Origin of the sequence: Aeromonas sp. L_1B5_3 (assembly GCF_963866575.1) — a bacterium.
GTDB lineage: Bacteria > Pseudomonadota > Gammaproteobacteria > Enterobacterales > Aeromonadaceae > Aeromonas > Aeromonas jandaei.
This window is the reverse complement of sequence record NZ_CAWMDN010000155.1, coordinates 45297-68123: the sequence shown is the minus strand read 5'-3', so window position 1 is coordinate 68123 and position 22827 is coordinate 45297. Positions and strand designations below refer to the sequence as shown.

23 protein-coding genes are annotated in these 22827 nt (G+C 59.2%); 11 read left to right on the top strand and 12 right to left on the bottom strand.

Annotation, left to right across the window (positions count from 1 at the left end; genetic code table 11):
* Window positions 1–61 precede the first annotated feature (61 nt).
* Genes AACR93_RS20360 through AACR93_RS20350 form a run of 3 tightly spaced genes read left to right on the top strand, consistent with a single transcriptional unit; the run spans window position 62 to window position 3416 of the window.
* Window positions 62–1066, top strand: coding sequence for an HlyD family secretion protein (locus AACR93_RS20360; RefSeq protein ID WP_081849386.1), 1005 nt, complete (start codon window positions 62–64; stop codon window positions 1064–1066).
* On the top strand, window positions 1066–2220 hold the full coding sequence (locus AACR93_RS20355) for an ABC transporter permease (RefSeq protein WP_043851817.1): 1155 nt from the start codon (window positions 1066–1068) through the stop codon (window positions 2218–2220). The genes AACR93_RS20360 and AACR93_RS20355 overlap by 1 nt, the downstream gene beginning before the upstream one ends.
* Window positions 2220–3416: an ABC transporter permease gene (locus tag AACR93_RS20350; protein ID WP_043851816.1), complete on the top strand. Its 1197-nt coding sequence runs from the start codon at window positions 2220–2222 to the stop codon at window positions 3414–3416. Before AACR93_RS20355 ends, AACR93_RS20350 begins: the two co-directional genes overlap by 1 nt.
* Before the next feature lie 17 nt (window positions 3417–3433).
* Here the strand turns inward: AACR93_RS20350 and AACR93_RS20345 are convergent, their stop codons facing one another.
* The 3 genes from AACR93_RS20345 to AACR93_RS20335 form a co-directional block, all read right to left on the bottom strand.
* A complete protein-coding gene (locus tag AACR93_RS20345; protein WP_043851815.1) occupies window positions 3434–4069 on the bottom strand; it encodes an SDR family oxidoreductase in 636 nt (211 codons plus the stop codon).
* A gap of 134 nt (window positions 4070–4203) precedes the next feature.
* On the bottom strand, window positions 4204–5058 hold the full coding sequence (locus AACR93_RS20340; protein ID WP_041210392.1) for a DnaA ATPase domain-containing protein: 855 nt from the start codon (window positions 5056–5058) through the stop codon (window positions 4204–4206).
* A 68-nt stretch (window positions 5059–5126) separates the two neighbouring features.
* Entirely contained in the window at window positions 5127–5816 is a 690-nt protein-coding gene (locus AACR93_RS20335; protein ID WP_043851814.1) for a DnaT-like ssDNA-binding domain-containing protein, read from the bottom strand.
* 239 nt (window positions 5817–6055) lie between these two features.
* Here AACR93_RS20335 and AACR93_RS20330 point away from each other — a divergent pair, with 239 nt between their 5' ends.
* On the top strand, window positions 6056–7027 hold the full coding sequence (locus tag AACR93_RS20330) for a response regulator (protein ID WP_043851813.1): 972 nt from the start codon (window positions 6056–6058) through the stop codon (window positions 7025–7027).
* Window positions 7028–7115: 88 nt separating this feature from the next.
* On the opposite strand, the gene AACR93_RS20325 is transcribed toward AACR93_RS20330, so the two are convergent.
* From AACR93_RS20325 to AACR93_RS20305, 5 genes are all read right to left on the bottom strand, one after another.
* A complete protein-coding gene (locus AACR93_RS20325) occupies window positions 7116–8513 on the bottom strand; it encodes a peptide MFS transporter (RefSeq protein ID WP_043851812.1) in 1398 nt (465 codons plus the stop codon).
* A gap of 213 nt (window positions 8514–8726) precedes the next feature.
* The gene (gene galU, locus AACR93_RS20320; protein ID WP_043851811.1) at window positions 8727–9638 is read right to left on the bottom strand and encodes a UTP--glucose-1-phosphate uridylyltransferase GalU; all 912 of its coding nucleotides are present in this window, start codon (window positions 9636–9638) and stop codon (window positions 8727–8729) included.
* 95 nt (window positions 9639–9733) lie between these two features.
* Entirely contained in the window at window positions 9734–10054 is a 321-nt protein-coding gene (locus AACR93_RS20315) for a ComEA family DNA-binding protein (RefSeq protein ID WP_043851810.1), read from the bottom strand.
* 377 nt (window positions 10055–10431) lie between these two features.
* Window positions 10432–12612, bottom strand: coding sequence for a phosphate acetyltransferase (gene pta, locus AACR93_RS20310; RefSeq protein WP_041210398.1), 2181 nt, complete (start codon window positions 12610–12612; stop codon window positions 10432–10434).
* Window positions 12613–12667: 55 nt separating this feature from the next.
* Window positions 12668–13870: an acetate kinase gene (locus AACR93_RS20305; RefSeq protein WP_005339118.1), complete on the bottom strand. Its 1203-nt coding sequence runs from the start codon at window positions 13868–13870 to the stop codon at window positions 12668–12670.
* A 304-nt stretch (window positions 13871–14174) separates the two neighbouring features.
* On the opposite strand from AACR93_RS20305, the gene yfbV reads away from it, so the two are divergent.
* Window positions 14175–14615: a terminus macrodomain insulation protein YfbV gene (gene yfbV / locus AACR93_RS20300; RefSeq protein ID WP_043851809.1), complete on the top strand. Its 441-nt coding sequence runs from the start codon at window positions 14175–14177 to the stop codon at window positions 14613–14615.
* Window positions 14616–14675: 60 nt separating this feature from the next.
* Here the strand turns inward: yfbV and AACR93_RS20295 are convergent, their stop codons facing one another.
* The 3 genes from AACR93_RS20295 to AACR93_RS20285 all read right to left on the bottom strand — a co-directional run bounded on the left by AACR93_RS20295 (window position 14676) and on the right by AACR93_RS20285 (window position 16358).
* Window positions 14676–15176, bottom strand: coding sequence for a YfbU family protein (locus AACR93_RS20295; protein ID WP_043851808.1), 501 nt, complete (start codon window positions 15174–15176; stop codon window positions 14676–14678).
* A 162-nt stretch (window positions 15177–15338) separates the two neighbouring features.
* The gene (gene bcp / locus AACR93_RS20290) at window positions 15339–15803 is read right to left on the bottom strand and encodes a thioredoxin-dependent thiol peroxidase (RefSeq protein ID WP_043851807.1); all 465 of its coding nucleotides are present in this window, start codon (window positions 15801–15803) and stop codon (window positions 15339–15341) included.
* Window positions 15804–15824: 21 nt separating this feature from the next.
* Window positions 15825–16358 (bottom strand): glycine cleavage system protein R, encoded by a 534-nt coding sequence (locus tag AACR93_RS20285; protein WP_041210402.1) that lies wholly within the window; start codon window positions 16356–16358, stop codon window positions 15825–15827.
* 204 nt (window positions 16359–16562) lie between these two features.
* Between AACR93_RS20285 and dapA the strand changes: the two genes are divergently transcribed.
* The 3 genes from dapA to AACR93_RS20270 all read left to right on the top strand — a co-directional run bounded on the left by dapA (window position 16563) and on the right by AACR93_RS20270 (window position 19830).
* On the top strand, window positions 16563–17450 hold the full coding sequence (dapA, locus tag AACR93_RS20280) for a 4-hydroxy-tetrahydrodipicolinate synthase (RefSeq protein ID WP_041210403.1): 888 nt from the start codon (window positions 16563–16565) through the stop codon (window positions 17448–17450).
* The gene (gene bamC, locus AACR93_RS20275; protein ID WP_041210404.1) at window positions 17443–18567 is read left to right on the top strand and encodes an outer membrane protein assembly factor BamC; all 1125 of its coding nucleotides are present in this window, start codon (window positions 17443–17445) and stop codon (window positions 18565–18567) included. Before dapA ends, bamC begins: the two co-directional genes overlap by 8 nt.
* Window positions 18568–18726: 159 nt before the next feature.
* Window positions 18727–19830, top strand: coding sequence for a phosphoribosylaminoimidazolesuccinocarboxamide synthase (locus tag AACR93_RS20270; protein ID WP_043851806.1), 1104 nt, complete (start codon window positions 18727–18729; stop codon window positions 19828–19830).
* Between the two features lie 116 nt (window positions 19831–19946).
* Here AACR93_RS20270 and AACR93_RS20265 read toward each other — a convergent pair whose 3' ends face one another.
* The gene (locus AACR93_RS20265; protein ID WP_043851805.1) at window positions 19947–20549 is read right to left on the bottom strand and encodes a short chain dehydrogenase; all 603 of its coding nucleotides are present in this window, start codon (window positions 20547–20549) and stop codon (window positions 19947–19949) included.
* 98 nt (window positions 20550–20647) lie between these two features.
* Between AACR93_RS20265 and AACR93_RS20260 the strand changes: the two genes are divergently transcribed.
* From AACR93_RS20260 to AACR93_RS20250, 3 genes are all read left to right on the top strand, one after another.
* The gene (locus AACR93_RS20260) at window positions 20648–21547 is read left to right on the top strand and encodes a LysR family transcriptional regulator (RefSeq protein WP_043851804.1); all 900 of its coding nucleotides are present in this window, start codon (window positions 20648–20650) and stop codon (window positions 21545–21547) included.
* Between the two features lie 107 nt (window positions 21548–21654).
* Entirely contained in the window at window positions 21655–22287 is a 633-nt protein-coding gene (locus tag AACR93_RS20255; protein WP_043851803.1) for a DUF2057 domain-containing protein, read from the top strand.
* Window positions 22288–22358: 71 nt separating this feature from the next.
* The gene (locus tag AACR93_RS20250) at window positions 22359–22805 is read left to right on the top strand and encodes an HIT domain-containing protein (RefSeq protein ID WP_043851802.1); all 447 of its coding nucleotides are present in this window, start codon (window positions 22359–22361) and stop codon (window positions 22803–22805) included.
* Window positions 22806–22827: the final 22 nt, after the last annotated feature.

Here is a 22827-nt window from a genome sequence, read left to right as displayed (position 1 = left end):
CCGTGCCTTTTTCTATCTCTGTTTCGACCGCCAAGGGTCGCCCGTTTGTCGAGGTGAAGTGATGAGCCATCCCCCCATCAAAAAGAAGATGAGCCAGGGTAAACCGCTGTTGTTGCCGCTGGTGCTGGTGATCCTGGTGGTCTGGCTCGGCTGGCGCTTCTGGCTCGCCTATCAGCCGGAGCCGGTGCATCTGCAAGGGCAGATTGAAGCACAGCAGTATTCGGTCTCCTCCAAGGTGCCGGGGCGCATCGACGAGGTGCTGGTGAAAAAGGGCGATCAGCTGACCAAGGATCAGCTGGTCTTTACTCTGGCGAGCCCCGAGATTGAAGCCAAGCTGAGTCAGGCCAAGGCGGGTGAAGCGGCTGCGGGTGCGCTGGCGCAAGAGGCGGAGAAAGGAGCCCGAGCCCAGCAGATCGCCGCTGCCAAGGATCAGTGGCAAAAAGCCAAGGCCGCCGCGGCCCTGCGCGGCAAGACCTATGAGCGGGTGGCCAGCCTGCACCGCGATGGCGTGATGCCGCTGCAAAAGCGCGACGAGGCCTGGACTGCCTGGCAAGCCGCCCGCTACAGCGAAGGGATGGCATGGCAGCAGTACCAGATGGCTTTGGAAGGGGCGCGGGAAGAGACCAAGATCGCTGCTCGCGAGAAGGCCAAGATGGCGGCTGGTTCCGTTGCCGAGGTTGAGGCCTATCTGGCCGATACCCGTATCGTCAGCCCCCACACCGGTGAGGTTAGTCAGGTGCTGCTGCGCAGCGGCGAGCTGGCGCCGCAAGGCTTCCCCGTAGTGACCCTGCTCGACATGAGCGATGCCTGGGCCCAGTTCCACGTTCGCGAGGATCTGCTGCCCCGCTTCCCGGTCGGTACCGAGTTCGATGCCCGCATCCCCGGCCTTGGCGATCAGATGGTGCGCTTCAAGGTGACCCATGTGGCCGTGATGGGGGATTTCGCCACTTGGCGTGCCACCGATACCCGTCAGGGCTTCGACATGAAGAGCTTCCAGGTGGAGGCTCGCCCGCTGCAACCGGTTGAGGGGCTGCGGGTTGGCATGAGTGTGCTGGTTGAACTCTGATGGGACGTGAATTTCGGCTGCTGTGGCAGGATCCGTTCAGTCGTGCCCTGATGAGCTGGGTGCCGCTGCTGCTGATGGGGATCCTCTGCTGGATCTTCTCGGCAGGGCTGGCCCGCGACCTCAAGGTGGGGCTGGTGGATCTCGACCACAGCATGCTCTCGCGCCAGCTCGCCTTCTCGCTGGATGGCTCGGCCGGGCTCAAGGTCGCGCAACAGTTTGACTCCATCGATGCCGGGGCGCACGCCCTGCGCGGTGGCGATATCTATGCGCTGGTAGTGATCCCCAACCATCTGGAGCGTGATGCCCGTCAGGGCACCCAGCCGCAGGTGACAGTGTTCAACAACGGCCAGTTCATCCTCATCGCCAAGCTGGTCAACTCAGCGCTGGCGCAGGTGGTAGGCACTCTCAATGGTCAGGTGGGCGTGCTGGAGGCGATGGCCGATGGCAAGGCGCTGCCTGGCGCACTCGGGCAGTCAGTGCCCATCAGCAGCCAGGTGACCGCGCTCTATAACCTCAACTCCAGCTATGCCCAGTTTCTGCTGAGCGCCATTCTGCCTGCGGTGTGGCAGATCCTGGTGGTGCTGTTCGGCCTCAATGCGTTGGCCCGTACCGATCGGCTGGGGCTGGACTGGACCACTCGCGGTGTCTGGTTTGGTCTCTGGCGCACCCTGTTGCCCCACGTGCTGATTGGCTGGGGCTGGGGGATTGTCTGGACACTGCTGCTGTTCAAGGGCTTCTCCTACCCCATGCACGGTAGCTGGCTGGTATTGCTGGTGGGGCTGGGGCTTGCCTCGGCCGCCTGCGTCACCATGGGTGCCTTTTTCTACGGCATCATCCGGGATCCAGCCCGCGCTCTGTCGCTGGCGGGGGCTTACACTGCGCCAGGTTTTGCCTTTATGGGAGTCACCTTTCCGGTGAGTGCCATGGGGGATTTCGCCCGCTTCTGGCGCAGCCTGTTGCCGGTCTCTCACTATGTCGAGCTGCAGATTGGTCAGAGCAACTACGGTCTGCCCCTCGCATCGGCGCTGCCGCAACTGGGGGCTCTGCTGCTGTTTCTGCTTCCCCTGCTGCTGGTGGTGCGCCGTTACAAGCAGCAGGCCGAGCTGGCCCGTCAATCAGCCGCAGTGGCAGTCGCCGAAAAGGAGCCTGAGTGATGCTGGGATTTGTCGATCTGTTGCGCCTCGAGTTGCGCACCCTGCTGGCGGATCGCGCCATCATGCTGACCCTGTTTGGCGGGGTATTCTTCTACTCCTTCCTCTACCCCCAACCCTATCTGCATCAGTTGCCGCGGGAAGAGGCGGTGGTGGTGGTCAACGAAGATGGCAGTCAGCTGTCGCGCCAGCTGGAGTTTATGGCCGATGCCACGCCGCAGGTGAAGCTGGTAGCGCGGGCCAATTCGCTGGATGAAGCGCGGCAGCTGATGATGGCCGGGAAGGCGAGCGGGATCCTGCATATCCCCAACCACTTCTATCGGGATCTGATGCTGGGCCAGAGCGTCACCCTGAGTTATGCCGGTGATGCCTCCTACTTTCTGGTCTACGGTACCATTGCCGAGGGGCTGGCGCAGGCCGGCGGCACTCTCGCCGCGCAGGTGAAGGTGGCGCGGCTGTTGAGCCACGGTGAGGCACTGCCACAAGCGGCCATGGGCTGGAATGCGGTGGCCCTCAACGTGGTGCCGGTTTTCAACCCCACCATGGGTTATGTCAACTACGTGGTGCCGGCGGTGTTCGTGCTGATCCTCCATCAGGTGTTGCTGATGGGGGCGGGGATCCTGGGGGCAACCCAGAACCAGCGTAGCTGTCGCGGCGAGCATGGTTACTGGCAAAGCGCGCCGGTGTTGCCGCTGCTGCTGGCCAGAACTCTGGTGCTGGCGGGGTTGTTCCTGCTGCCGGTGAGCTACTTCCTCGGCTTCTGTTTCGATCACTACAATATCGCTCGTCATGCAGATCCGGTGCAGCTTTGGCTGTTTGCCCTGCCGTTCCTGCTGGCGACCTGCTGGTTTGGCGTGGTGCTCGGCGCGATATTTACCCGACGTGATCTGCCAACCCAGGTGGTGCTCATCTCCTCCCTGCCACTGGTCTTTCTGGCGGGCTTTATCTGGCCGCTCGAGCTGATCCCGGCCCCCCTCAACTGGCTGGCTCAGTGGGTGCCCACTATCCCGGCCATCGAGGGTTTTCTGCGTCTCAACCAGATGGGGGCCGACTTCGCGCAGGTTGCCCGCTACTGGTGGCAGCTATGGGGACTGGCGCTGCTCTACGGCGCGCTGGCCTGCCTACTGCTGCGTTGGCGGCAGCGGTCGCAGCCGGTTGCTGGCCCATCAGTCGCTCAGAGTGAAACGAGCACCGGTTAAGCGGTTTTACTGCTGCTTTAGCCGCGCTGGAGTTCGGGATCGCCGATGGCGTAGATCTGTCCCACCGCCGTCTCATCCGCCAGCAGGCACAGTCCTTGGGCGGCCACATCGGCGCGGCGCACCAGTCCGTGCACCTCCTTGCCCTGACTGAGCGTGGCGCGGCCGGTGGCGTCGCCATCCTGCAGGCCCGCCGGGCGCAGAATGGTCCACGCGAGGGCGCTGGTCTGTAGCCAGCTCTCTGCCAGACTCTTGAGACGTACCTCGTGGCCGAAGGCGGCGCGGGCCCGCTGCGGTAAATATTGCCAGCTGTCGCCACAGCCGAGAGAGGTGACCAGCAGTAGCCGTTTCAGGCCTGCCTGCTCCATGGCATCGATCACATAACGGTTGCCCTGATAGTCCACTGGAGCTGCCTGACGGAAGCTGCCGAGGGTGGAGACAACCTGTGCATCTTGCCCCGCTCGGGCACACGCCTGCTGCACCGCAGCCGGATCCAGTGCATCCCCTTCGATGACGTCTACTCCCAGCGCACCCAGCTCCGTGGCCATTTCGGGGCTGCGCACCAGCGCAACGACCCGATGACCCTCAGCGAGAGCGTGGTGAGTAAAGGCGCGGCCCAGCCCGCGGCTGGCTCCGAAAATCAGTGTGGTTGGCATAGCGGAGCTCCCTTGGCAAAAAGGGCTAGCCTAGTGGCTTGTTCGCTTGCTGTAAATAAGAGTTGTTTCTATTTATGAGCTAACAGAGAGGCGCGGGTGCGAGCCGCTGGCGACTCGCACCCGCTGAGAGGGGGTCAGCCGTTGTAGTTGCCGATGCTGGGGCGACGGCTTGGACCGCTCAGGTGGATATCCACCGGATTGAACGCCTTGATCGCCTCATAGCTGAAATCACCGATCGCCTGATGCAGGGTCTGGGGCGTGTGATTGGTGATGATGATGACGCTTTTTGACAGGTTGCGACGACGGCGCAGCAGGTGGCCGAGGAAGCTGGACTGACTCTCCGCCATCTTGGCGCGGTTGGCCGATACCTCGTCGATGATTAGCAGATCCACCTCTTCCAGCGCGCGGCGGTACTGGTTGCGCTCGTCCTGATCGGGGATGACGTTGAAGAAGAGGCGATCGACGATGGAGGCCCACTGCTGGAAGATCACCGATTTCTGGTGACGCTCGATCAGCTCGTGCGCCACCGCCCCCGCCAGCGTTGACTTGCCGGTGCCGTAGTCGCCGTAGATGAGCATGCAGCCGCCACCGCTCTTCTCCCAGTGCTCGAAACCGCTGATAAAGTAACGGGCGGTCTCGATGGGATATTGCAGCGCCGGATCTGTGGCATCCATCTTGTCAAACACCCAGTCGGGGTTGAGGTCGGCCTGGGCGATCAGCTTCTGGATCCGCTCCTGACGGGCCGCCTTCTGCAGCTCGCGCACCTCGGCGTTGGCCTTGGCGTCGTACTCCTTGCGCAGGGTCTCGTAGTCATACTGGCCGCCGCCGGTCTCTTGCTGCAGGCGACGAATGCGCTCCAGCAGGCCACCCACATGGCGGCTCAATTCCGGGTCGTGAACACGGTGGTCCTGCTTGGCCTTGGCGATCTTCTGGCGCTTGGCTTCGATCTCTTCCAGCTCCTGGCGCAGGGGATCTTGCGGGTCAGTCATGGAATGCTCCTTCTGCTTGATCAGGGATGGGACAGGGGTCTGATTCTGCCTGCAGCAGGCAGATGGTATCAATCATTATCCGGTGTCTGGGCAGGCATCTGCTGGCTCTCTGCCAGCCGCTTTGCCTCTTCAATCATCTGTTGGGCCCGTTTGCTGGGGCCCGACTCTGCCGGGGCCGGAGTCACCTGCTGATAGCCCTGCACCTCCATCGGCTTGCGACGGGTATAGCGGCGGGTTTTGAGGGCGCGAATAAACTTGAGCATCCATTGATGCTGGGAGTCGAATACCTCGGGGCGCCCCAGCCAGTAGGCGATAAATTCTCCCAGATCCTCTTCGCTATAGCTGGCATCGATCACCCCGCACAGACGGGCGAGGGCGGGCAGCTCTTCGTCCGGGCGCCATTGCAGATGCATCTGGAAGGGTCGCTCTGGCAGCGGGCTGCGCAATTTCTGGGTCAGCAGTGGCAACTGAAAAGGGCACTGATGGTAGTGCTCACTCTCGGGCTGAGCCTCGACTTGCAGCAGGCCCGCCTCCATCAGTTCATCGAACAGCTCGGTGAGCTGGCGGGCATTGACCTGAAACGAGAAGCCGCAGGGATCGCCCGGGTCGACCACCGCCAGTGCGCGACCCAGCTCGGGATAGTTGAGCCGGGCCAACTGATTTTCCAGCACCAGTCTGCGCAGCTGCAGGGTATAGAGACTGCGGGCCGGATGGGACAATCTGGGGTGGGCGAGGGCACTGTATTCGGCTGGAGTCATGGTCTTCTTTATACGCTTGTGTGGCGGCCATTATCCCCTATGGCAGGAGCTTGCACAATTCGCATGGAGGTAGCGACATTGTGGGGAGAGGTTGTGCTGCTATGTGGTTGTTAATAGAGCAATCTGTCGTTCAGAACCTGACCAAGGTCTATTTTTGACGCATCGTTTCCGCGGATACCTCACTTTTGAACTAGTCTTAATACCTAAATAACCAATTGACTAATAAGAGCTTTATCAAGATGTTAAGAGCCGGGTTACGGATCCTGGTGGTGGAGGACGAAGCCGTTTTTCGCCACTCGCTAGTGAGTTACCTCGCACGGGGCGGGGCAACGGTTTTTCAGGCCGAAGACGGGATTGAGGGTCTGTCGGCCGCTGCTCTCTACCATCCCGATGTGGTGCTCTGCGATCTCAACATGCCCAATATGGATGGTCACGAAGTGATCGCCTGCCTCTCTGCTCGCTACCCCGATATCCCGGTTATCGTCATCTCGGCCCAGAGCACTATGGAGGCAGTGGCTGGTGCCCTGCGCGCCGGTGCGCGCGATTACCTGCTCAAGCCGCTGGAAGATTATGCGCTGGTCGAGCGCAGCATAGAGCAGTGCCTCAAGAACCAAGGGACACGTAGTCAGCAGCTTGAGCTGATGGATCATATGGAGTACTTCAGTGCCCACGATCGGGCCGCCAGCCGTTTGCTGGCCGGACTGAAACCGCCGGGATTGCAGGAGTGGGGCCCCTGGCAGATTACGTTCAAGGGGCTGGGCCAGCTCTTTATTCCCGACACCTTCAAGGTGGGGGACAAGTTACTGGTATTGGTGATGGAGCTGCCCATCATGGGGACGGATGCAGCCTTCTGCGGGGCGCTGGTGCGCTCGCTGATGAATGTCCCTTATCGCCAGTTCCAGCGCAAAGAGAGTCAGCTGTTAAGTCAGCCACACCGGTTGCTCGACTACCTCAATCATCAGTTGATGGAGTCGGGGCTGCGCAGCTCGTTTGCCATGGCGGCACTGCTGTTTGATCAGGAGGATGGGCTGGTGTTTGCCAATGCGGGGCTCACTTCTCCTCACTGGCTGATGCGCTCGGGTGGCTTGCCCCTTGGCTTGATGCGCAGCAGCCACTATGCCCTGCATAAACGCAGCTGGCACGAGCCCTTTGATCTGCAGTTTTGCAGCGATAGCGGCAGCGCCCTTCATGTTCAGGTGCGTTACCACTGACGGCCATGATGCCACAGTTGAATATCGGTCAGATAAAAAGAGAGGGCGCCCATCGGCGCCCTCTCTTATATCAGCTTGTCCAACTCGCTTATGCGGTAGCGGACTGCAGTTTTTCATCCTGATGGCCAGTGGATTTTGCTGGGCCTTCGGCACCATGCATCCAGTAGACCAGACGGTTGGCCATGGTCAGCAGGATCACGGCACTGATCACGGCAGCCAGAGCGATACCGCCGAAGATGGCGATGGGGCCGGCTTCACCCACGAAGGAGCCGATAAAGCCCGCAGCGTAGTTGGCCAGAGCCACGAAGCCGAACCAGGCACCCATCATCAGGGAGGCCAGACGCAGCGGAGCCAGCTTGGTCACCATGGAGAGGCCGATCGGGGAGAGGCAGAGCTCACCCAGGGTGTGGAACAGGTACGCGCCAACCAGCCAGAACATGGAGGTCTTGACGGTGTTGTCACCACCCTGCTGCAGCACGGCACCGACCATGAACAGGAAACCAACGGCCAGGAACAGCAGACCCATGGCGAATTTCACCGGAGAGTTCGGCTCTTTCTTGCCGAGCTTGATCCAGATGGCCGCAACGACCGGCGCCAGAGTGATGATGAAGAAGGGGTTCAGGGACTGGAACCAGGCAGTCGGCACTTCAAAAGAGCCGATCATGCGGTCGGTGTACTCCTGGGTATAGAGGTTCATCAGACCGCCGGCCTGTTCGAAACCAGCCCAGAAGATGATGGTGAACAGACCCAGCACCAGAATGACCTTGATGCGATCCACTTCCTGCTTGGTCAGCGGCGCTTTCTGCTCGGTAGTGCGCAGAGCGGCTGCACGCTGAGCGGCAGTCACACGGCCGATGTCGCCGAGGAAACGCTGGGCCAGAGTCGCCTGGATCACCAGAGAGAGCAGCATACCGATACCGGCACCGACGAAGGCAGCTTGCCAGCCGTAGGCGGTCGCGGCAGCACCACAGATTACACCAGCCAGCAGGGAGCCCAGGTTGATACCCATGTAGAAGATGGTGAAGGCACCGTCACGACGGTGGTCACCCTCTGCATAGAGGTCGCCTACCATGGTGGAGATGTTCGGCTTGAACAGACCGTTACCCACGATCAGCAGAGCCAGACCGGTATAGAAGACGCTGTTGACCATATCCGGGAACATGGCGTGGGGCAGAGCCAGAGTGAATTGGCCCGCGGCCATCAGCACGGCACCGATCAGGATGGCACGGCGTTGACCCAGGAAGGTGTCAGCCAGCCAGCCGCCGATCAGCGGAGTGATGTAAACCAGACCGGTATAGATACCGTAGAGTTTGAGGGCGTCTGCCTGACTCCAGCCCAGACCGCCATTGGCAGTCAGGTCGGTCAGATAGAGCACCAGTACGGCACGCATGCCGTAATAGGAGAATCTCTCCCAGAGTTCGGTACTAAAGAGCAAAAAAAGCCCTTTAGGGTGACCTAAAAAGGTCCCTTTTGACGGGTTATTCATTGGAACTTCCACCTGTGTCTTATATTTTTTTGAGTTTTTTATGCAAGGGCGAGAAACACGCCTCAATCCTTATAGAGCATGTGTGAATAAATTACAACATTATGATTTGCTGAGGATTTATTTATTCTTGATTGATTTTTTGTTGCGCAAATGAAAAAGGAGCATCATTTGATGCTCCTTGAATACCACTATGAAAAACGGAATTTTCAGCTATTACAACTGCTTGACGAACTGCTTCAGCCAGCCGATGAATTCGCCGTTCAGTTCGCGGTGACGTACGGCATACTCCACATTCGCTTTCATATAACCGATCTTGCTGCCGCAGTCGTGGCTCTTGCCCTTCATGAAGTAGGCGTTGACCTGCTCCTGCTCCATCAGCATGGCGATGGCATCGGTCAGCTGGATCTCGTCACCGGCGCCGGCAGGGGTTTTTTCCAGCAGCGGCCAGATATTGGCAGAGAGCACATAACGGCCCACTACCGCCAGATTGGAGGGGGCTTCATCGCGCGGCGGTTTTTCAACGATCGCCTGCATCGGCAGGGACATCCCTTCGGTCAGTGCTTCACCCTTGATGTCGGCGATGCCGTACTTGTCCACTTCACTCTCGGGCACAGCTTCCACCATGATCTGGCTGATCTGGTCTTCTTCAAACATGTGCACCATTTCGGCCAGGTTGTCTTTTTTCGGGTCGCTGGCCACTTCATCGATCAGTACATCCGGCAGCAGCACGGCAAACGGGTTGTCACCGATCAGCGGGCGGGCGCAGAGTACAGCGTGGCCCAGACCTTTGGCCTCACCCTGACGGACGTGCATGATGGTGACGTCTTTCGGGCAGATCTGTTGTACCTCTTCCAGCAGCTGACGCTTGACCCGCTTCTCGAGGGTCGCTTCCAGTTCGAAACTCTTGTCGAAGTGGTTTTCGATGGAGTTCTTACTGGAGTGGGTGACAAGCACGATCTCTTTGATACCGGCGGCGATGGCTTCGCGCACAACGTACTGGATCAGGGGTTTGTCGACCACCGGCAGCATCTCTTTCGGAATGGCCTTGGTGGCGGGAAGCATGCGGGTACCCAGACCGGCTACCGGGAGCACAGCCTTGCGAACAACGAGAGGTGTCTTTTTCATGGAGAGATATCCAGAGATACAAAGTGGGCCCATGATACCCGAAGAAAAATGGGGCAGCCACAGGCTGCCCCATTTGCATATGCAGTGCTCGGACGTTATTTGACGATGATCATGTCACGGTTGGCTTCCAGCGTGGCTGGGCCAATGCCATTGACATCTGCCAGCTGATCGACCGAGGTGAACTTTCCCTGTTTTTCCCGATAGTCGACGATGGCCTGTGCCTTCTTGTCGCCAATCCCTTTCAGGCTGGTGAGTTCGGCAAGGGTGGCCGTATTGATATTCAGCTTGCCAGCCTCCTTGGCGACCGCGGCTGTGGTTGTTTGCTTCGGCGCTGCCTTATCAGCGGCCAGCACAGGTTGGCTGAACAGGGGCAAGCAGGCCAGCAGCATGACTGCAGAGAGCTTCTTCATCAGCATTTCCATTCCTCCATGATGTGGATATTGCCGAGTGGCACATTGATGAATAGCGTATCGAACGGGTCTTTTTCACTGCGATTTCTAACAGGTCAAATCCTCATGCCGATGGCGAAATATTTGCTATAAGCGCTTAGCTATGAATGCCCTCATATATCCAACCGTATGATCTTGAATCTATTTTAGATACATCTTTAAGGTGGCGGTCACGCTTTCCCGAGAGGTTTCGCTAAAGCTGTTGCTGGCGCACTGTATGGCATTATTCTGCGCAACACTACGCTGGTGGCATGTTTCACTGGTCTTCAAAAGAGGACTAATAAAAAAGGCTGCTCACCTTGGGTGAGCAGCCTTTGTGATCGGTTTTTTCAGGCGGATGCTGATTAAGCTTGTTCGTCAGCCTGGGCAGCCTGGATACCGGTCAGGGCGATGGTGTAGACGATGTCGTCAACCAAGGCGCCGCGGGAGAGGTCGTTGACCGGCTTGCGCATGCCTTGCAGCATCGGGCCGATGGAGACCAGGTCAGCGGAACGCTGTACCGCTTTGTAAGTGGTGTTACCGGTGTTCAGGTCAGGGAAGACGAATACGGTGGCTTTACCGGCAACCGGTGAGTTCGGCGCCTTGGACTTGGCCACGTTCTCCATGATGGCCGCGTCGTACTGCAGCGGGCCGTCGATGATGAGGTCGGGGCGCTTGGCCTTGGCCAGCTCGGTTGCTTCACGCACTTTCTCTACATCGGCACCGGCGCCAGAGGTACCGGTAGAGTAGGAGATCATGGCTACGCGCGGCTCGATGCCGAAAGCGGCAGCGGAGTCGGCGGACTGGATGGCGATTTCGGCCAGCTGCTCGGCAGTCGGATCCGGGTTGATCGCGCAGTCACCGTAGACCAGAACCTGGTCAGGCAGCAGCATGAAGAAGATGGAGGAGATCAGGGAAGAGCCCGGAGCAGTCTTGATGATCTGCATCGGCGGACGGATGGTGTTGGCAGTGGTGTGTACCGCGCCGGATACCAGGCCGTCAACTTCATTGCGCTCCAGCATCATGGTACCCAGTACCACGTTGTCTTCCAGCTGCTCGCGGGCAACCACTTCGGTCATGCCCTTGTTCTTGCGCAGCTCGACCAGACGCGGCACATAGCGCTCGCGCACAACGGCCGGATCGATGATTTCGACGCGATCGGTCAGAACAACACCCTGCTGCTCGGCAACGCGACGGATCTCTTCCGGGTTGCCCAGCAGCACCGGACGGGCAATGCCACGCTCGGCACAGATGGCGGCAGCTTTGATGGTGCGCGGCTCGTCGCCTTCCGGCAGCACGACACGTTTGTTGGCCTGACGGGCCAGCTCGGTCAGCTGATAACGGAAGGCCGGCGGGCTCAGGCGACGGGAACGGGTAGAGCTGATGGTCAGCGACTCGATCCAGTGTTTGTCGATGTGGCCAGCGACGTAGTCCTGTACCAGCTCGATACGCTCGCGGTCATCTTCCGGGATATCGACGTTGAAGTTCTGCAGGCTGACGGCGGTCTGCCAGGTGTTGGTACCGGTCATCATGATCGGCAGGCCGGTGGCCATGGCCTGTTGGCACAGCGCCATTACCTGCGGCTCCGGATGATAGTTACCGGTCAGCAGCAGGGCGCCCAGCTTGACGCCGTTCATGGCGGAGAGGCAGGCGGAGACGATGACGTCAGAGCGGTCGCCGGAGGTGACCAGCAGGCTGCCCGGACGGAAGTGCTCGACCATGTTGTGGATGGAGCGGGCACAGAAGGTCACGGTCTGCAGACGGCGGCTGTCCAGCTCACCCTTGTGCAGGATCTTGGCGGCCAGATGCTTGGCGAGATCCTTGGCGCGCGGGGCGATCAGCTGGGTGTTCCAGGGGATGCAACCCAGAATGCGCAGCGGGCTCTTGCCAAACACTTGCAGCACTTCCAGGTTGTGGGCGGCGTCGGAAGCGTGGTGATGGGCTTCGAACATCTCGGTCAGATCAGGGCGGGTTACGCCATGCTCGTCAACCGGCGCGCCAACCTTGTTGATCACGCAACCAACGATGCGGGGGTTGTTGACACCACCGAAGTTGGAGCAGGCCAGTTCGATGCGCTCTTTCAGCTTCTGGCTGGAGTCATGGCCCGGGTGGGTCACGAATACCATGTCGGCATCCAGCGCCTTGGCAACGTCATAGTTCAGCTTGTTGGCAAAGGGCTGCTTGTCGGTCGGCACCATACCTTCGACAACCAGCACTTCGGCACCGCTGGATTTCACGTGCTCTTCGAAGCGGGCAACGATCTCTTCCAGCAGGATATCGGTGTTGCTGGAGCTGATCATGTTCTCGGCGTAGGAGAGGGTGAAGGGCTCGGGCGGATTGATGTTGGCAGCTGCGCGGATAACGGCGGTTGAGCGCTCGGCACCGGTTTCACCCGGACGCGGCTGGGCAACCGGTTTGAAGAAGCTGACATTGACACCGTGACGTTCCATGGCGCGAACAACGCCAAGGCTTACGGAAGTTACGCCGACACCAGTGCCGACCGGGATAAGCATAATAGTGCGTGCCACTTTATACCCCTTGTTCATTTTTTGGGATCAGGAAAAGGCCGCCCTGGTGGGCGGCCTCGAGTTACTGCGTCAATTAAGCGCCGACCAGTTCCAGCGCGTCGTGGGCGATAACCCACTCTTCGTTGGTCGGGATTACCAGGGCCTTGGTAGAACCAGCCTTGGTGATCTCGCCACCCTTGCCGAAACGAGCCTTCAGGTTGGCGTCGTGATCGACGTCAAAGCCCAGCAGACCCAGCTTGTTCAGGGTGATTTCACGGATCGGGGCGGAGTTTTCACCGATACCACCGGTGAAAACAACGGCGTCCAGACGACCGTCCATGGCGGCAGCGTAGGCGCCGATGTACTTGGCCAGGCGATAGCAGTAAACGTCCATGGCACGCTTGGCTTCTTCTTTGCTGTCGTAGTTGTCTTCAACAAAACGGCAGTCGGAGGTGACTTCGGTCAGACCCTGCAGGCCGGACTCTTTGGTCAGCATGGTGTTGATATCGGCAACGCTCATGCCCAGCTTGTCGTGCAGGAAGAAGATGATAGCCGGATCCAGATCACCGGAACGGGTACCCATCACCAGACCTTCCAGCGGAGTCAGGCCCATGGAGGTATCAACGGATTTGCCGTTCTTGATGGCGCAGACAGAACCGCCGTTGCCCAGGTGGCAGTTGATGATGTTCAGCTCTTCCACCGGCTTGTTCAGCTGCTTGGCTGCTTCCAGGCTGATGTAGTAGTGGCTGGTGCCGTGAGCGCCGTAGCGACGGATGCCGTTCTCTTTGTAGAGTTTGTACGGCAGAGCGTACAGGAAGGCTTCTTCCGGCATGGACTGGTGGAACGCGGTATCGAATACGGCCACGTTCTTGTCAGCCAGCGCCGGGAATACACGGCGGGCTTCACGGATACCGATCAGGTGAGCCGGGTTGTGCAGCGGCGCGTACGGAACGGCGGCTTCGATGCCGGCGATCACGTCGTCACAGATGACAACGGAAGAGGTGAAGCGCTCGCCGCCGTGAACAACACGGTGACCGATGGCGATCAGGTTCTTGGACAGTTCCGGGTTGAGCGGCAGGATCTTGTTGACGATGAAGTCCAGCGCTTCCTGGTGAGCGGCACCAGCGCCCAGATCGGCACTGCCTTTCTCGCCATTCAGTTTCCACTTGATGCGGGCGTCGTCGAGGTTGAAGCACTCGGCCAGGCCGGACAGCAGGTCATCACCGGTGGTTGCGTCAATGACAGCAAACTTCAGGGAAGAGCTGCCACAGTTAAGAACAAGAACCAGCTTACTCATGAATAAATCCTATCGCAGATTGGGTTGTGTAGGCGGATGCGTTGGACGCCGGACGTCCAAAAACTTTCAACTTATCCTTATGAGGGTTGGCAATCTGTTGCTTGCCCCTTGTATAGTGATACAAGACCCGAAATCCAGACGTCCCTGACAGGTCAATAGCAAGATGCTTTTGACGCAAAAATGGGCGTACAAAGGATAACCCGATTGTTGAAAAATAACAAAGTCATCCTCAACCTTTGTTACTTTGCATCAAATTTTGTCGAGGTTTTGCCGTTAGTACGTTCAAAAAGCGCTCGGAGGTAGTATGAGCATGAACATTTTTGGAACTAAGTTACAGCAAGGCCGCCATTATATGACGCTTTGGCCGCGCCGTCCCGAGCTCAATTCGATGTTTCCTGAAAATCGGGTGATCAAGGCGACCGAATTCGCTCTCAAGGTGATTCCGGCACTGGCGGTGCTGAGCGTGATGCTGCAGTTCCAGTTTGGGGAGCAGCACTACTGGCCTTCCGTCATCACTTCCGTACTGTTTCTGCTCAGTCTTCCGCTGCAGGGTTACTACTGGCTCGGTCAGCGGGCCGACACCCGGTTGCCCCCGTCGCTGGCGAGCTGGTATCGGGAGATCAACGGCAAGATGAACGAGCAGGGCGGCCGCCGTCAGCTGGTCTCCCAGCCCCGCTATGAAGAGCTGGCTGATACCCTCAAGGCCGCCTTCCAGCAGCTGGACAAATCGTTTCTCTACGAATAACCCGATTGAAACGTAAAAAAGGCGCCAGTGGCGCCTTTTTTGTTGTCTGATGGCCTGCCATCAGGCTGCCAGCACTTTGCGGATCTCCTGGATGGAGAGCTTGTATTGGCGCGGACATTGGCGCCACACCTGCAGCATCCGCTGGTATTTGTCGCGCATGGCGATGTCGCTGGAGAGCTCGTCGCACGGGCACTTGAGCTCGGGGAAGCGCTTGTCCACTTCCAGCAGGAAGCAGACATAGTCGGCCAGCTCCCGCTCCTGACTGCGGCTGTAGCCGTTGAACTCCAGCCGGCTGGCGTTGATCTCGCCCTGATCGGCAGCATCCAGATTACCCCATGAGATGGCCAGCGCGTGGTGCAGCTCGAGGGTATCGATCACCTCCTGGCAGGTCGCCAGATCCAGATGGCCGAAGCTCTTCTCCAGCTCGAGGATCTGCAGGCAATAGCCGCGCTCGATGATGGTGCTGGCACGCTGGTAGAAGTCCGCTTTCTCCGGATTGAGTTTTGCCAGAATTTCGTACTGGTTGCTCAGGATCAAACGCTCTGTGTTGCTCATGTTCATGGGATATCTCGCTGGAAGATGATTCTGGGGTCACGTTAACCCATATATAAAATGAATTTTTTGATCTGGGCGGGGGGTTGGTGAGAAAAATCTTCAGGCAAGAGATGGCTTGCCAGAACAAAAAGGCCTGCGTGGCAGGCCTTTCAATAATGCAGAGGAGGGTTACCCCTTGAGGAAATCCAGCACGACTTGATGGTGATCGCTGGTCTTGAACTTGTCGAAGTGGTGGGCAATCTTGCCCTCTTCGTCGATGAGGAAGCTCTGGCGGTGAATGCCGTCATACTCCTTGCCCATGAACTTCTTCGGGCCCCAGACGCCAAAGGCATCGGCGACAGCGTGATCCTCATCGGCCAGCAGGGTGAAGTTGAGCTGATCGCGCTCTTCGAACTTTTTCAGGCGCTTGGCCGGATCCGGGCTGATACCGAGCACCACCACATTGAGGGCGGCCAGCTCGACGTTCACGTCACGCAGGCTGCAGGCCTGGGTGGTGCAGCCGGGGGTCATCGCCTTGGGATAGAAGTAGACCAGCACTTTTTTGCCGCGCAGGGAGGAGAGTTGCAGCGGATTGCCGTTCTGGTCGGGCAAAGTGAAGTCGGGGGCGGGGCTGCCAGCTTGTAATGGTTGCATGGGTTCTCCTTGAGTGAGTGCTCAGGCGTGTTTGCGATTGACGATAAACTCGAACGATTCTGCGCCCAGTTCACGACAGAATCCGGCGAAGGCGGTCTGCGACCGTTCAACCTCTCCCTCTTTGGCCAGATTGAGCTGGAAACTCATCTTGAGCAGGTTGAATGGCTGCTGTTCCAGGGTCATGGATTGCATCGCCTGAATGTTCCAGCCATGTTCGCTGAAGAACTGGGTGCATTGGCTTACGATGCCCGGCTCGTCACGGATCAGGATCCCGACGCTGGCGCTCACGTCATACTGGAGCGACTGGTGGCGCTCGGTGCGCTTCATCATGGTGATGAGATCCCACTCCTGACTGCGCAGGGGGAGGCTGATCTCGAGTTGCATCATGCTGTTCCAGTCGCCCGAGAGCAGCATGATAAAGGTGAATTCATTGCCGAAGATGCCAAGACGGCTGTCCACAATGTTGCAACCACAGCTACTGACGTGACGGGTCACTTCATTGACAATGCCAGGCCTGTCCGTGCCGATGGCCGTTACGACCAGATAGTGAGTCATAAATCTTCTCTCGTCCGTTATGTATCTTGAAAGCCGCACAGGATTGCCGATTTTCGGGCTGTGGATGGCCCGCCGCGAGGTGCTCCCCCGACTCTCATTTATTGCTTTTTGTGGCCGATGGTATCACGGCTTGTCCCCTCTCTCCCTTGTTTTTCAAAGGGGGCAGCTTTACCATTACGGCCCTGAAAATCGGGAGAAATATCCATGTTGCGCGGTAGTATTGTTGCCCTCGTTACCCCTATGCTGGCTTCAGGTGAAGTCGATTGGGCCAGTCTGGCCAAGCTGGTCGAGTATCATGTCAGCGCCGGAACCAGCGCCATTGTCGCGGTTGGTACCACAGGGGAGTCGGTGACCCTGAGCGAGCAAGAGCACATTGCCGTCGTTGAAAAGACCGTTGAATATGCTGCCGGTCGCATTCCTGTCATTGCCGGCAGTGGCTCCAACAATACTGCCCACGCCATCGAACTGAGCAAACGTCTGGCCAAAACCGGCGTGGTTGCTGGTCTCTCGGTGACCCCTTACTACAACAAACCCACCCAGGAAGGTCTCTATCGCCACTATTGTGCGATCGCCGAGGCTAGTGGTCTGCCCCAAATTCTTTATAATGTGCCCGGTCGCACCTGCTGCGATCTGAAACCGGAGACCGTGGCCCGTCTGGCCAAGGTGCCCGGTATTATCGGCCTGAAAGAGGCAACCGGCGATTTGAGTCGCACCCCGCTGCTGCGCGAGCTGTGCGGGCCGGATTTTGCGCTCTACAGTGGCGACGATGCCACTGGCTGTGATTTTATGCTGCAAGGCGGTGATGGTGTCATTTCGGTCACCACCAATATTGCAGCGGCCCAGATGGCCGACATGTGTCGTGCTGCGCTGGCCGGTGATGCCGGTCTGGCCCATGACATCAACAATCTCTTGATGCCGTTGCACAAGACTCTGTTCTGCGAACCGAGCCCCACCCCGGTGAAATGGGCCTGTGCCCAGCTGGGATTGATTGCAACAGCAACCTTGCGTCTGCCGCTGGTTGAACTCTCTCCCGAGGGTGAACAGCAGATGGCGCGAGCACTGACCACTGCGGAGTTGATGGCGAGTGTTTAAATCAAATGGAAAGGGAAATAGTGCCCGTCTGGTGCTGACTGTTGCGACCGCCGCCGTGCTGGCCGCGTGCAGCACGCCCCAGGATCGCAAAATGGCCAACCGCGACTTCGGTTATGAAGATGCCCGCCTCGAGGGCCGTGCATTCCTGATCCCGTCAGGATTGAGCGCTCCCGCCTTCAACAGCCAGTTCGATATTCCGCCGTTGCCCGAGAGCAGCCGTGACGGTGCCCTCGGCGCCAAGATCGACGTGCGTCCTCCCGCCCAGCTGCTGACTGTGGTGCCGGGTAGCCAGGTTGTACAGAATGCCAGTGAACCGACCATCGCCTACTATGCCCTGAGCACCAGCCAGAGTGTGGAGCGCGACACCTGGTCGTTCCTGATGAACTTCCTGGCCAAGTACAAGGTCACCACCGAGAAGCTGGACCAGCAGGCCGGCGTGCTGCAGACCGGCTGGTTTGACAACACGGTCGCCCTCGATGGCTGGGGTGAAGATGACGACGATTTCAAAATCCGTCAGCGTTATCAGTTCACCGTGCGCAACGATGCTGCGCGCCATGCCGTCAACATGTCGGTACGGGTACTGGATCACGAAGAGAGCTTCGATGGCGAGACCACTACCCAGCTGAGCCCGGCTGAAGCGCAGCGTTATGCCGTGCGGGTGCTCAACCAGTTCTCTCTCTATTACGACAGCCAGCTCAAGTCCCGCGAACAGCACAAGTCCAACGAGGGCATGGGGCTGGAACTGGGTCTGGACAACAACGAGCTGAGCGCCTGGATTGCCGATGGCTCCTTCGAGCAGGTATGGCGCCGTCTCAACCAGGTGCTGCCGGGTTACGGCTTCGTCATCAAGGATACCCAGCAGTCGCTGGGCTGGATCGACGTCGAGTATGAAGCCCCGTCAGCCGAGTTCTGGAAGGCGAAAGGGAGCGAGCCGTTCAAACTGGAAGAGGAGAAGTACCGCTTCCAGCTGGGTGAAATGGCAGGAGGCAAGACCTCCATCACCCTGTTCGACAAGGACAAGAAGCCGGTGTCGTCCGGGGTTATCTCCCAGATGTACATCAGCATGTCCGAGGCGTTTGCCAAAGGACTGGCTGCACAGGCAGCAAAATCAGAATAAATACAGGGGCCTTGTGCCCCTGTTTTTTTATCTCTGCACGGCTGGCCAGCCACTCAATGTGGATGCCGGCGTGCAGGGCATGGATTGATTACCCCCAACGAGAGCGGAGCTTGCGGCTTCTCTCTTAATACCCCCCACAAACAGGAAGTGTTATTAGCCATGAGTCTTGCAGACCAAGTATTGGCGGTGAATGACGATTTGCCGATCCGTACCGATAAGCCTGTCCATTCCGGTAAAGTGCGTAGCGTCTACTGGCTGACCGCCGCAGATAGCGCCCGTCTCATTCGCGAGAAGGGTTATGACGTGCCAGCGGATGCGCCGCTCGCCATCATGGTGATCAGCGACAGGATCTCTGCCTTCGACTGCATCTGGCAAGGTGTGAACGGGCTGAACGGCGTACCGGGCAAAGGGGCGGCGCTCAACGCCATCTCCAGCCACTGGTTCAAGCTGTTCAAGGAGAAGGGGCTGGCCGACAGCCACATTCTCGACATCCCGCACCCCTTTGTCTGGATCGTGCAAAAAGCCCGTCCGGTGATGATCGAGGCGATCGCCCGCCAGTACATCACAGGTTCCATGTGGCGTGCCTACAAGGATGGCGAGCGCGAGTTCTGCGGCATCACCCTGCCGGAAGGGCTCAAGAAGGATCAGAAGCTGCCGGAGATCCTCATCACCCCGTCCACCAAGGGCGTGCTGAAAGGACTGGATGGCGTGCCGGAAGCCGATGACGTCAACGTCTCCCGTGCCGATATCGAACGCCACTACAAGGGCTTCAACTTCAGCAAGCCGGCCGATATCGACCGCTACGAAGTGCTGCTCAAAGAGGGCTTCAACGTCATCAGCGACGCACTGGCCGAGCTGGATCAGATCTTCGTCGATACCAAGTTCGAGTTTGGCTACGTCCACGATGCCGCCGGCAACGAAAAGCTCATCTACATGGATGAAGTGGGTACCCCCGACAGCTCCCGCATCTGGGATGGCGCCGCCCTGCGTGACGGCCAGATCGTCGAGAAGTCGAAAGAGGGTTTCCGTCAGTGGCTGCTCAACCACTTCCCTGATCCGGACATCCTGCTCAACAAGAACCGCATGCCGGAACGCTTCGCCCTGGCCCGCGACAACAAGCTGCCGACCGAAGTGATGATGGATATCTCCAGCACCTACGTCGGGATCGCCGAGAAGATCATCGGCCACAAGCTGGAGCTGTCGGCCAACCCGAAGCAGGAGATCATCGATATCCTGCGCGCGCAGTACGGTCTGATCGACTAAGGGTTGCGCTCTTTTTTGCCATCAGGAAACAAACGTTTGCCGATAATGAAGAAGAGATGCAGAGAAACAGACGGGCCCCATTGCGGGGCCCGTTTTTTGTATCCGGCGCACGGCGATCAGCCGTTGACCTTGAACACCTGGCCGGTCTGGATGCCCAGCACCGACTTCTTGTAGGCCTGCGCCACCTTGGCGGCGGGTACCGGCACGAACCCTGGGAAGAAGTCGGCGTATTTGTCCATCGACTCCGCCAGCACGGTCGGGCTTACCACGTTGATGCGAAGGCCCCTTGGCAGCTCGCAGGCGGCCGCTTTGACGAAGTGCTCGACGGCGCCATTGATGGTGGTCGCACTCGCCCCCCAGTTGATGGGCTCTTCGCTCAGGATACCGCTGATCAGGGTGATGGAACCTTTGTCGCTCAGGTGGGGGATAGCGGCGCGGGTCAGGTTGATCTGGCCCATCAGCTTGCTCTCAAGCCCCACCTGCCACTGCTCGTCGGTCATCTCGGTCAGGGCATTGAAGGCCACGTTGCCGCTGGCCACTACCAGCGCATCAAACTGGCCCAGCCCGGCGAATAGCGCCTTGATGGAGGCGGGATCGCGCATGTCGACCGTGGCGTCCCCCTGGCTGTGGCCGACCCGGATCACTTGATGATCTTTGGCGAGCAATTCGCTGACGGCAGAACCTATGGTGCCGGACGCACCCACAATCACAATCTTCATCTCTGTCACTCCTCGGTTGGGATGTGTTGATTCTAGTGCAACAAAAAAAGAGAAAAAGCGCGTAAAATAAACCAATTGTTTCCATATTGGAGCTAATGATGGATATCGCCCATCTGGCCAGCTTTTACGAGGTGGTTTTGCGGGGCAGTTTCTCTGCCGCCGCCGATGCACTGGGGGTCAGCAAGGGGATGCTGAGTCGCCACGTCAGCGCGCTGGAGTCTTCCCTCAACGCCCAGTTGCTGCAACGCACCACCCGCCGGCTCAGTCTGACCGAGGCGGGGTCGACCCTCTATCTGCAGGCGGGCGAGATCTTCGCGCTGGCACGGCAGGCGGAGCAGGATATTCAGGCGCTGACCGAAGAGGATAGCGGACGACTGCGCTTCACCTGCCCGATCAGCACCGGCGATCGTATGGTGAGCGAACTGATCGCTCGCTTTGCCGCGCTCTGTCCCGGGGTGGCGGTCGAGCTCAACTTCACCAATCAGGTGGTCGACATGAGCCAGGGGGAGAATGACATCGCCCTGCGCGCCATCAATGAGGTGCCGGACAATCTGGTCGCACTCCCTCTTGGCCGGCTTAAGGATGTGGTGGTCGCCAGCCCTGCGCTGGTGGCAAGGGAAGGGAAGCCGGCAACCCCCTATGAGTTGGGGGGACTATCCTGCCTGCCCATGGGGAGCAATCCGGCCTGGGAGCAGTGGCACTTCAGCCGCAAGGGCGAAGAGGCCCACATTCTGGTGCAGGGCAGGGTGAGGGCCAACCAATACAGCACCGTCATTGAGCTGGCCCGGGCAGGCATGGGCTATGCCAAATGCCCGCTGGTGGCGGTGGATGCCCTGCTGGCGGCGGGAGAGCTGGTGACCGTGCTCGATGACTGGCAGAGCGGTCTGCACCAGCTTCATGTGCTGCATGCCCAGCAGCGGCGGGTGCCACGCAAGATCCGCTTGTTCAAACAGGTGCTGGCCCAGTGGTTTGCCGATCATCCCCGTTATCTGCTGTAAGAGGGCACATCCCACCGGTCGCCCAGAATGGGGCCCGACTACGTTATTTTTCTGTCATCTTCGGCTGCTACCCTGCGCCCATTGTCGGCATCAGGAAGCGAGAAGCGATGAACAAGCATTGGAGATGGGCGGGATTGGCGCTGCTGTGCGGCACCGCCAACGTGCAGGCGGCGGTCGGGGTGAGCGTGCCGGAGAATTTTCGCATCCTAGCGGTGAGCAGTGGCACGCTGCAGGATGAGCAGCACGCCACCCTGAGCGATGGAGAGCAGCAACTGCTGGTGCGCTTCGAGGGGGTTATCCCCAGCCGCAGCAGCGGTGAGAATGATCGGCAGGTTCGCTCCGAGCCACAGGTAGTGCGCTATCAGGCGAGCAACCAGCGGTTGCAACTGGTGGCGAGCGTACCGGCCGATGAGCAGGGGATGCAGGCCTATGCCAAATCGCCCGTAGTGGCGTTGCAGGAGAGTGGCCGGGCACTTGCCATCCAGCAGGATGCACTGGTGACCAGCGGCATGCTGCTTGGGGTGGATTGGAACGGGAAACTGGCTGAATACAACCGCAGTGGTGGCAAGGCGGCGCTGACAGCGGGAGTGGTTGCGGCTCCGTCAATCAATGCAGTTTCTGGCGGCTCTCAACCTGTTGTGGCTGCCAGCGAGCTGGAAGGGCAGTTGCAGCAGCTGTTCCTCAAGGCAGACCCGGCCCTGCGCAAGCGCTTTATCAGTTGGGCTGTGCCGCAGCTTTAAGTTTGCCGCCCGTTGCAGTAACGTGGGCATCCCTGTCGGATGCCCTCTTCATCGTACTCAACGAGGTGTTCATGTTTGAATTGCATTCCCGCCTGCAGGCCGATACCTGCTGGCTTGGCGATCTGCCGCTCTGCCGCGTCCTGCTGGCCAAAGACAGTCAATACCCCTGGCTGATTCTGGTACCGCGAGTGGCCGACCTGCGCGAGATCCACCATCTGGCACCGGAACAGCAGCAACAGCTGATGCAGGAGTCCTGCGCCGTCGCAGCGCTGATGGAGCAGGCCCTCAGTCCGGACAAGATCAACATCGGCGCGCTCGGCAATCTGGTGCCGCAACTGCACATTCATCATGTCGCCCGCTTTGCCACCGATGCCGCCTGGCCAGGCCCCATCTGGGGAGCTCATCCTGCCGTTCCTTACGAGCCACAAGTTTTGGCGCAGCAGGCCGATACATGGCGCGCCCGGCTCGCCAAGCTGAGCGGTTTCACCCCTGTGGCTGCTGATAACGGAGTCAACTGAGAGGCGTGTCGCTATTTCAGTC

Coding starts and splice junctions, on each gene's coding strand:
- dapA (WP_041210403.1), top strand. CDS start 16,563: ATGTTGCGCGGTAGTATTGTTGCCCTCGTTACCCCTATGCTGGCTTCA.
- AACR93_RS20335 (WP_043851814.1), bottom strand. CDS start 5,816: ATGACTCCAGCCGAATACAGTGCCCTCGCCCACCCCAGATTGTCCCAT.
- AACR93_RS20360 (WP_081849386.1), top strand. CDS start 62: ATGAGCCATCCCCCCATCAAAAAGAAGATGAGCCAGGGTAAACCGCTG.
- AACR93_RS20330 (WP_043851813.1), top strand. CDS start 6,056: ATGTTAAGAGCCGGGTTACGGATCCTGGTGGTGGAGGACGAAGCCGTT.
- AACR93_RS20255 (WP_043851803.1), top strand. CDS start 21,655: ATGAACAAGCATTGGAGATGGGCGGGATTGGCGCTGCTGTGCGGCACC.
- AACR93_RS20270 (WP_043851806.1), top strand. CDS start 18,727: ATGAGTCTTGCAGACCAAGTATTGGCGGTGAATGACGATTTGCCGATC.
- AACR93_RS20295 (WP_043851808.1), bottom strand. CDS start 15,176: ATGAACATGAGCAACACAGAGCGTTTGATCCTGAGCAACCAGTACGAA.
- AACR93_RS20340 (WP_041210392.1), bottom strand. CDS start 5,058: ATGACTGACCCGCAAGATCCCCTGCGCCAGGAGCTGGAAGAGATCGAA.
- bcp (WP_043851807.1), bottom strand. CDS start 15,803: ATGCAACCATTACAAGCTGGCAGCCCCGCCCCCGACTTCACTTTGCCC.
- AACR93_RS20260 (WP_043851804.1), top strand. CDS start 20,648: ATGGATATCGCCCATCTGGCCAGCTTTTACGAGGTGGTTTTGCGGGGC.
- AACR93_RS20305 (WP_005339118.1), bottom strand. CDS start 13,870: ATGAGTAAGCTGGTTCTTGTTCTTAACTGTGGCAGCTCTTCCCTGAAG.
- AACR93_RS20345 (WP_043851815.1), bottom strand. CDS start 4,069: ATGCCAACCACACTGATTTTCGGAGCCAGCCGCGGGCTGGGCCGCGCC.
- AACR93_RS20315 (WP_043851810.1), bottom strand. CDS start 10,054: ATGCTGATGAAGAAGCTCTCTGCAGTCATGCTGCTGGCCTGCTTGCCC.
- AACR93_RS20250 (WP_043851802.1), top strand. CDS start 22,359: ATGTTTGAATTGCATTCCCGCCTGCAGGCCGATACCTGCTGGCTTGGC.
- AACR93_RS20285 (WP_041210402.1), bottom strand. CDS start 16,358: ATGACTCACTATCTGGTCGTAACGGCCATCGGCACGGACAGGCCTGGC.
- yfbV (WP_043851809.1), top strand. CDS start 14,175: ATGAGCATGAACATTTTTGGAACTAAGTTACAGCAAGGCCGCCATTAT.
- AACR93_RS20350 (WP_043851816.1), top strand. CDS start 2,220: ATGCTGGGATTTGTCGATCTGTTGCGCCTCGAGTTGCGCACCCTGCTG.
- pta (WP_041210398.1), bottom strand. CDS start 12,612: ATGAACAAGGGGTATAAAGTGGCACGCACTATTATGCTTATCCCGGTC.
- AACR93_RS20265 (WP_043851805.1), bottom strand. CDS start 20,549: ATGAAGATTGTGATTGTGGGTGCGTCCGGCACCATAGGTTCTGCCGTC.
- AACR93_RS20325 (WP_043851812.1), bottom strand. CDS start 8,513: ATGAATAACCCGTCAAAAGGGACCTTTTTAGGTCACCCTAAAGGGCTT.
- AACR93_RS20355 (WP_043851817.1), top strand. CDS start 1,066: ATGGGACGTGAATTTCGGCTGCTGTGGCAGGATCCGTTCAGTCGTGCC.
- galU (WP_043851811.1), bottom strand. CDS start 9,638: ATGAAAAAGACACCTCTCGTTGTTCGCAAGGCTGTGCTCCCGGTAGCC.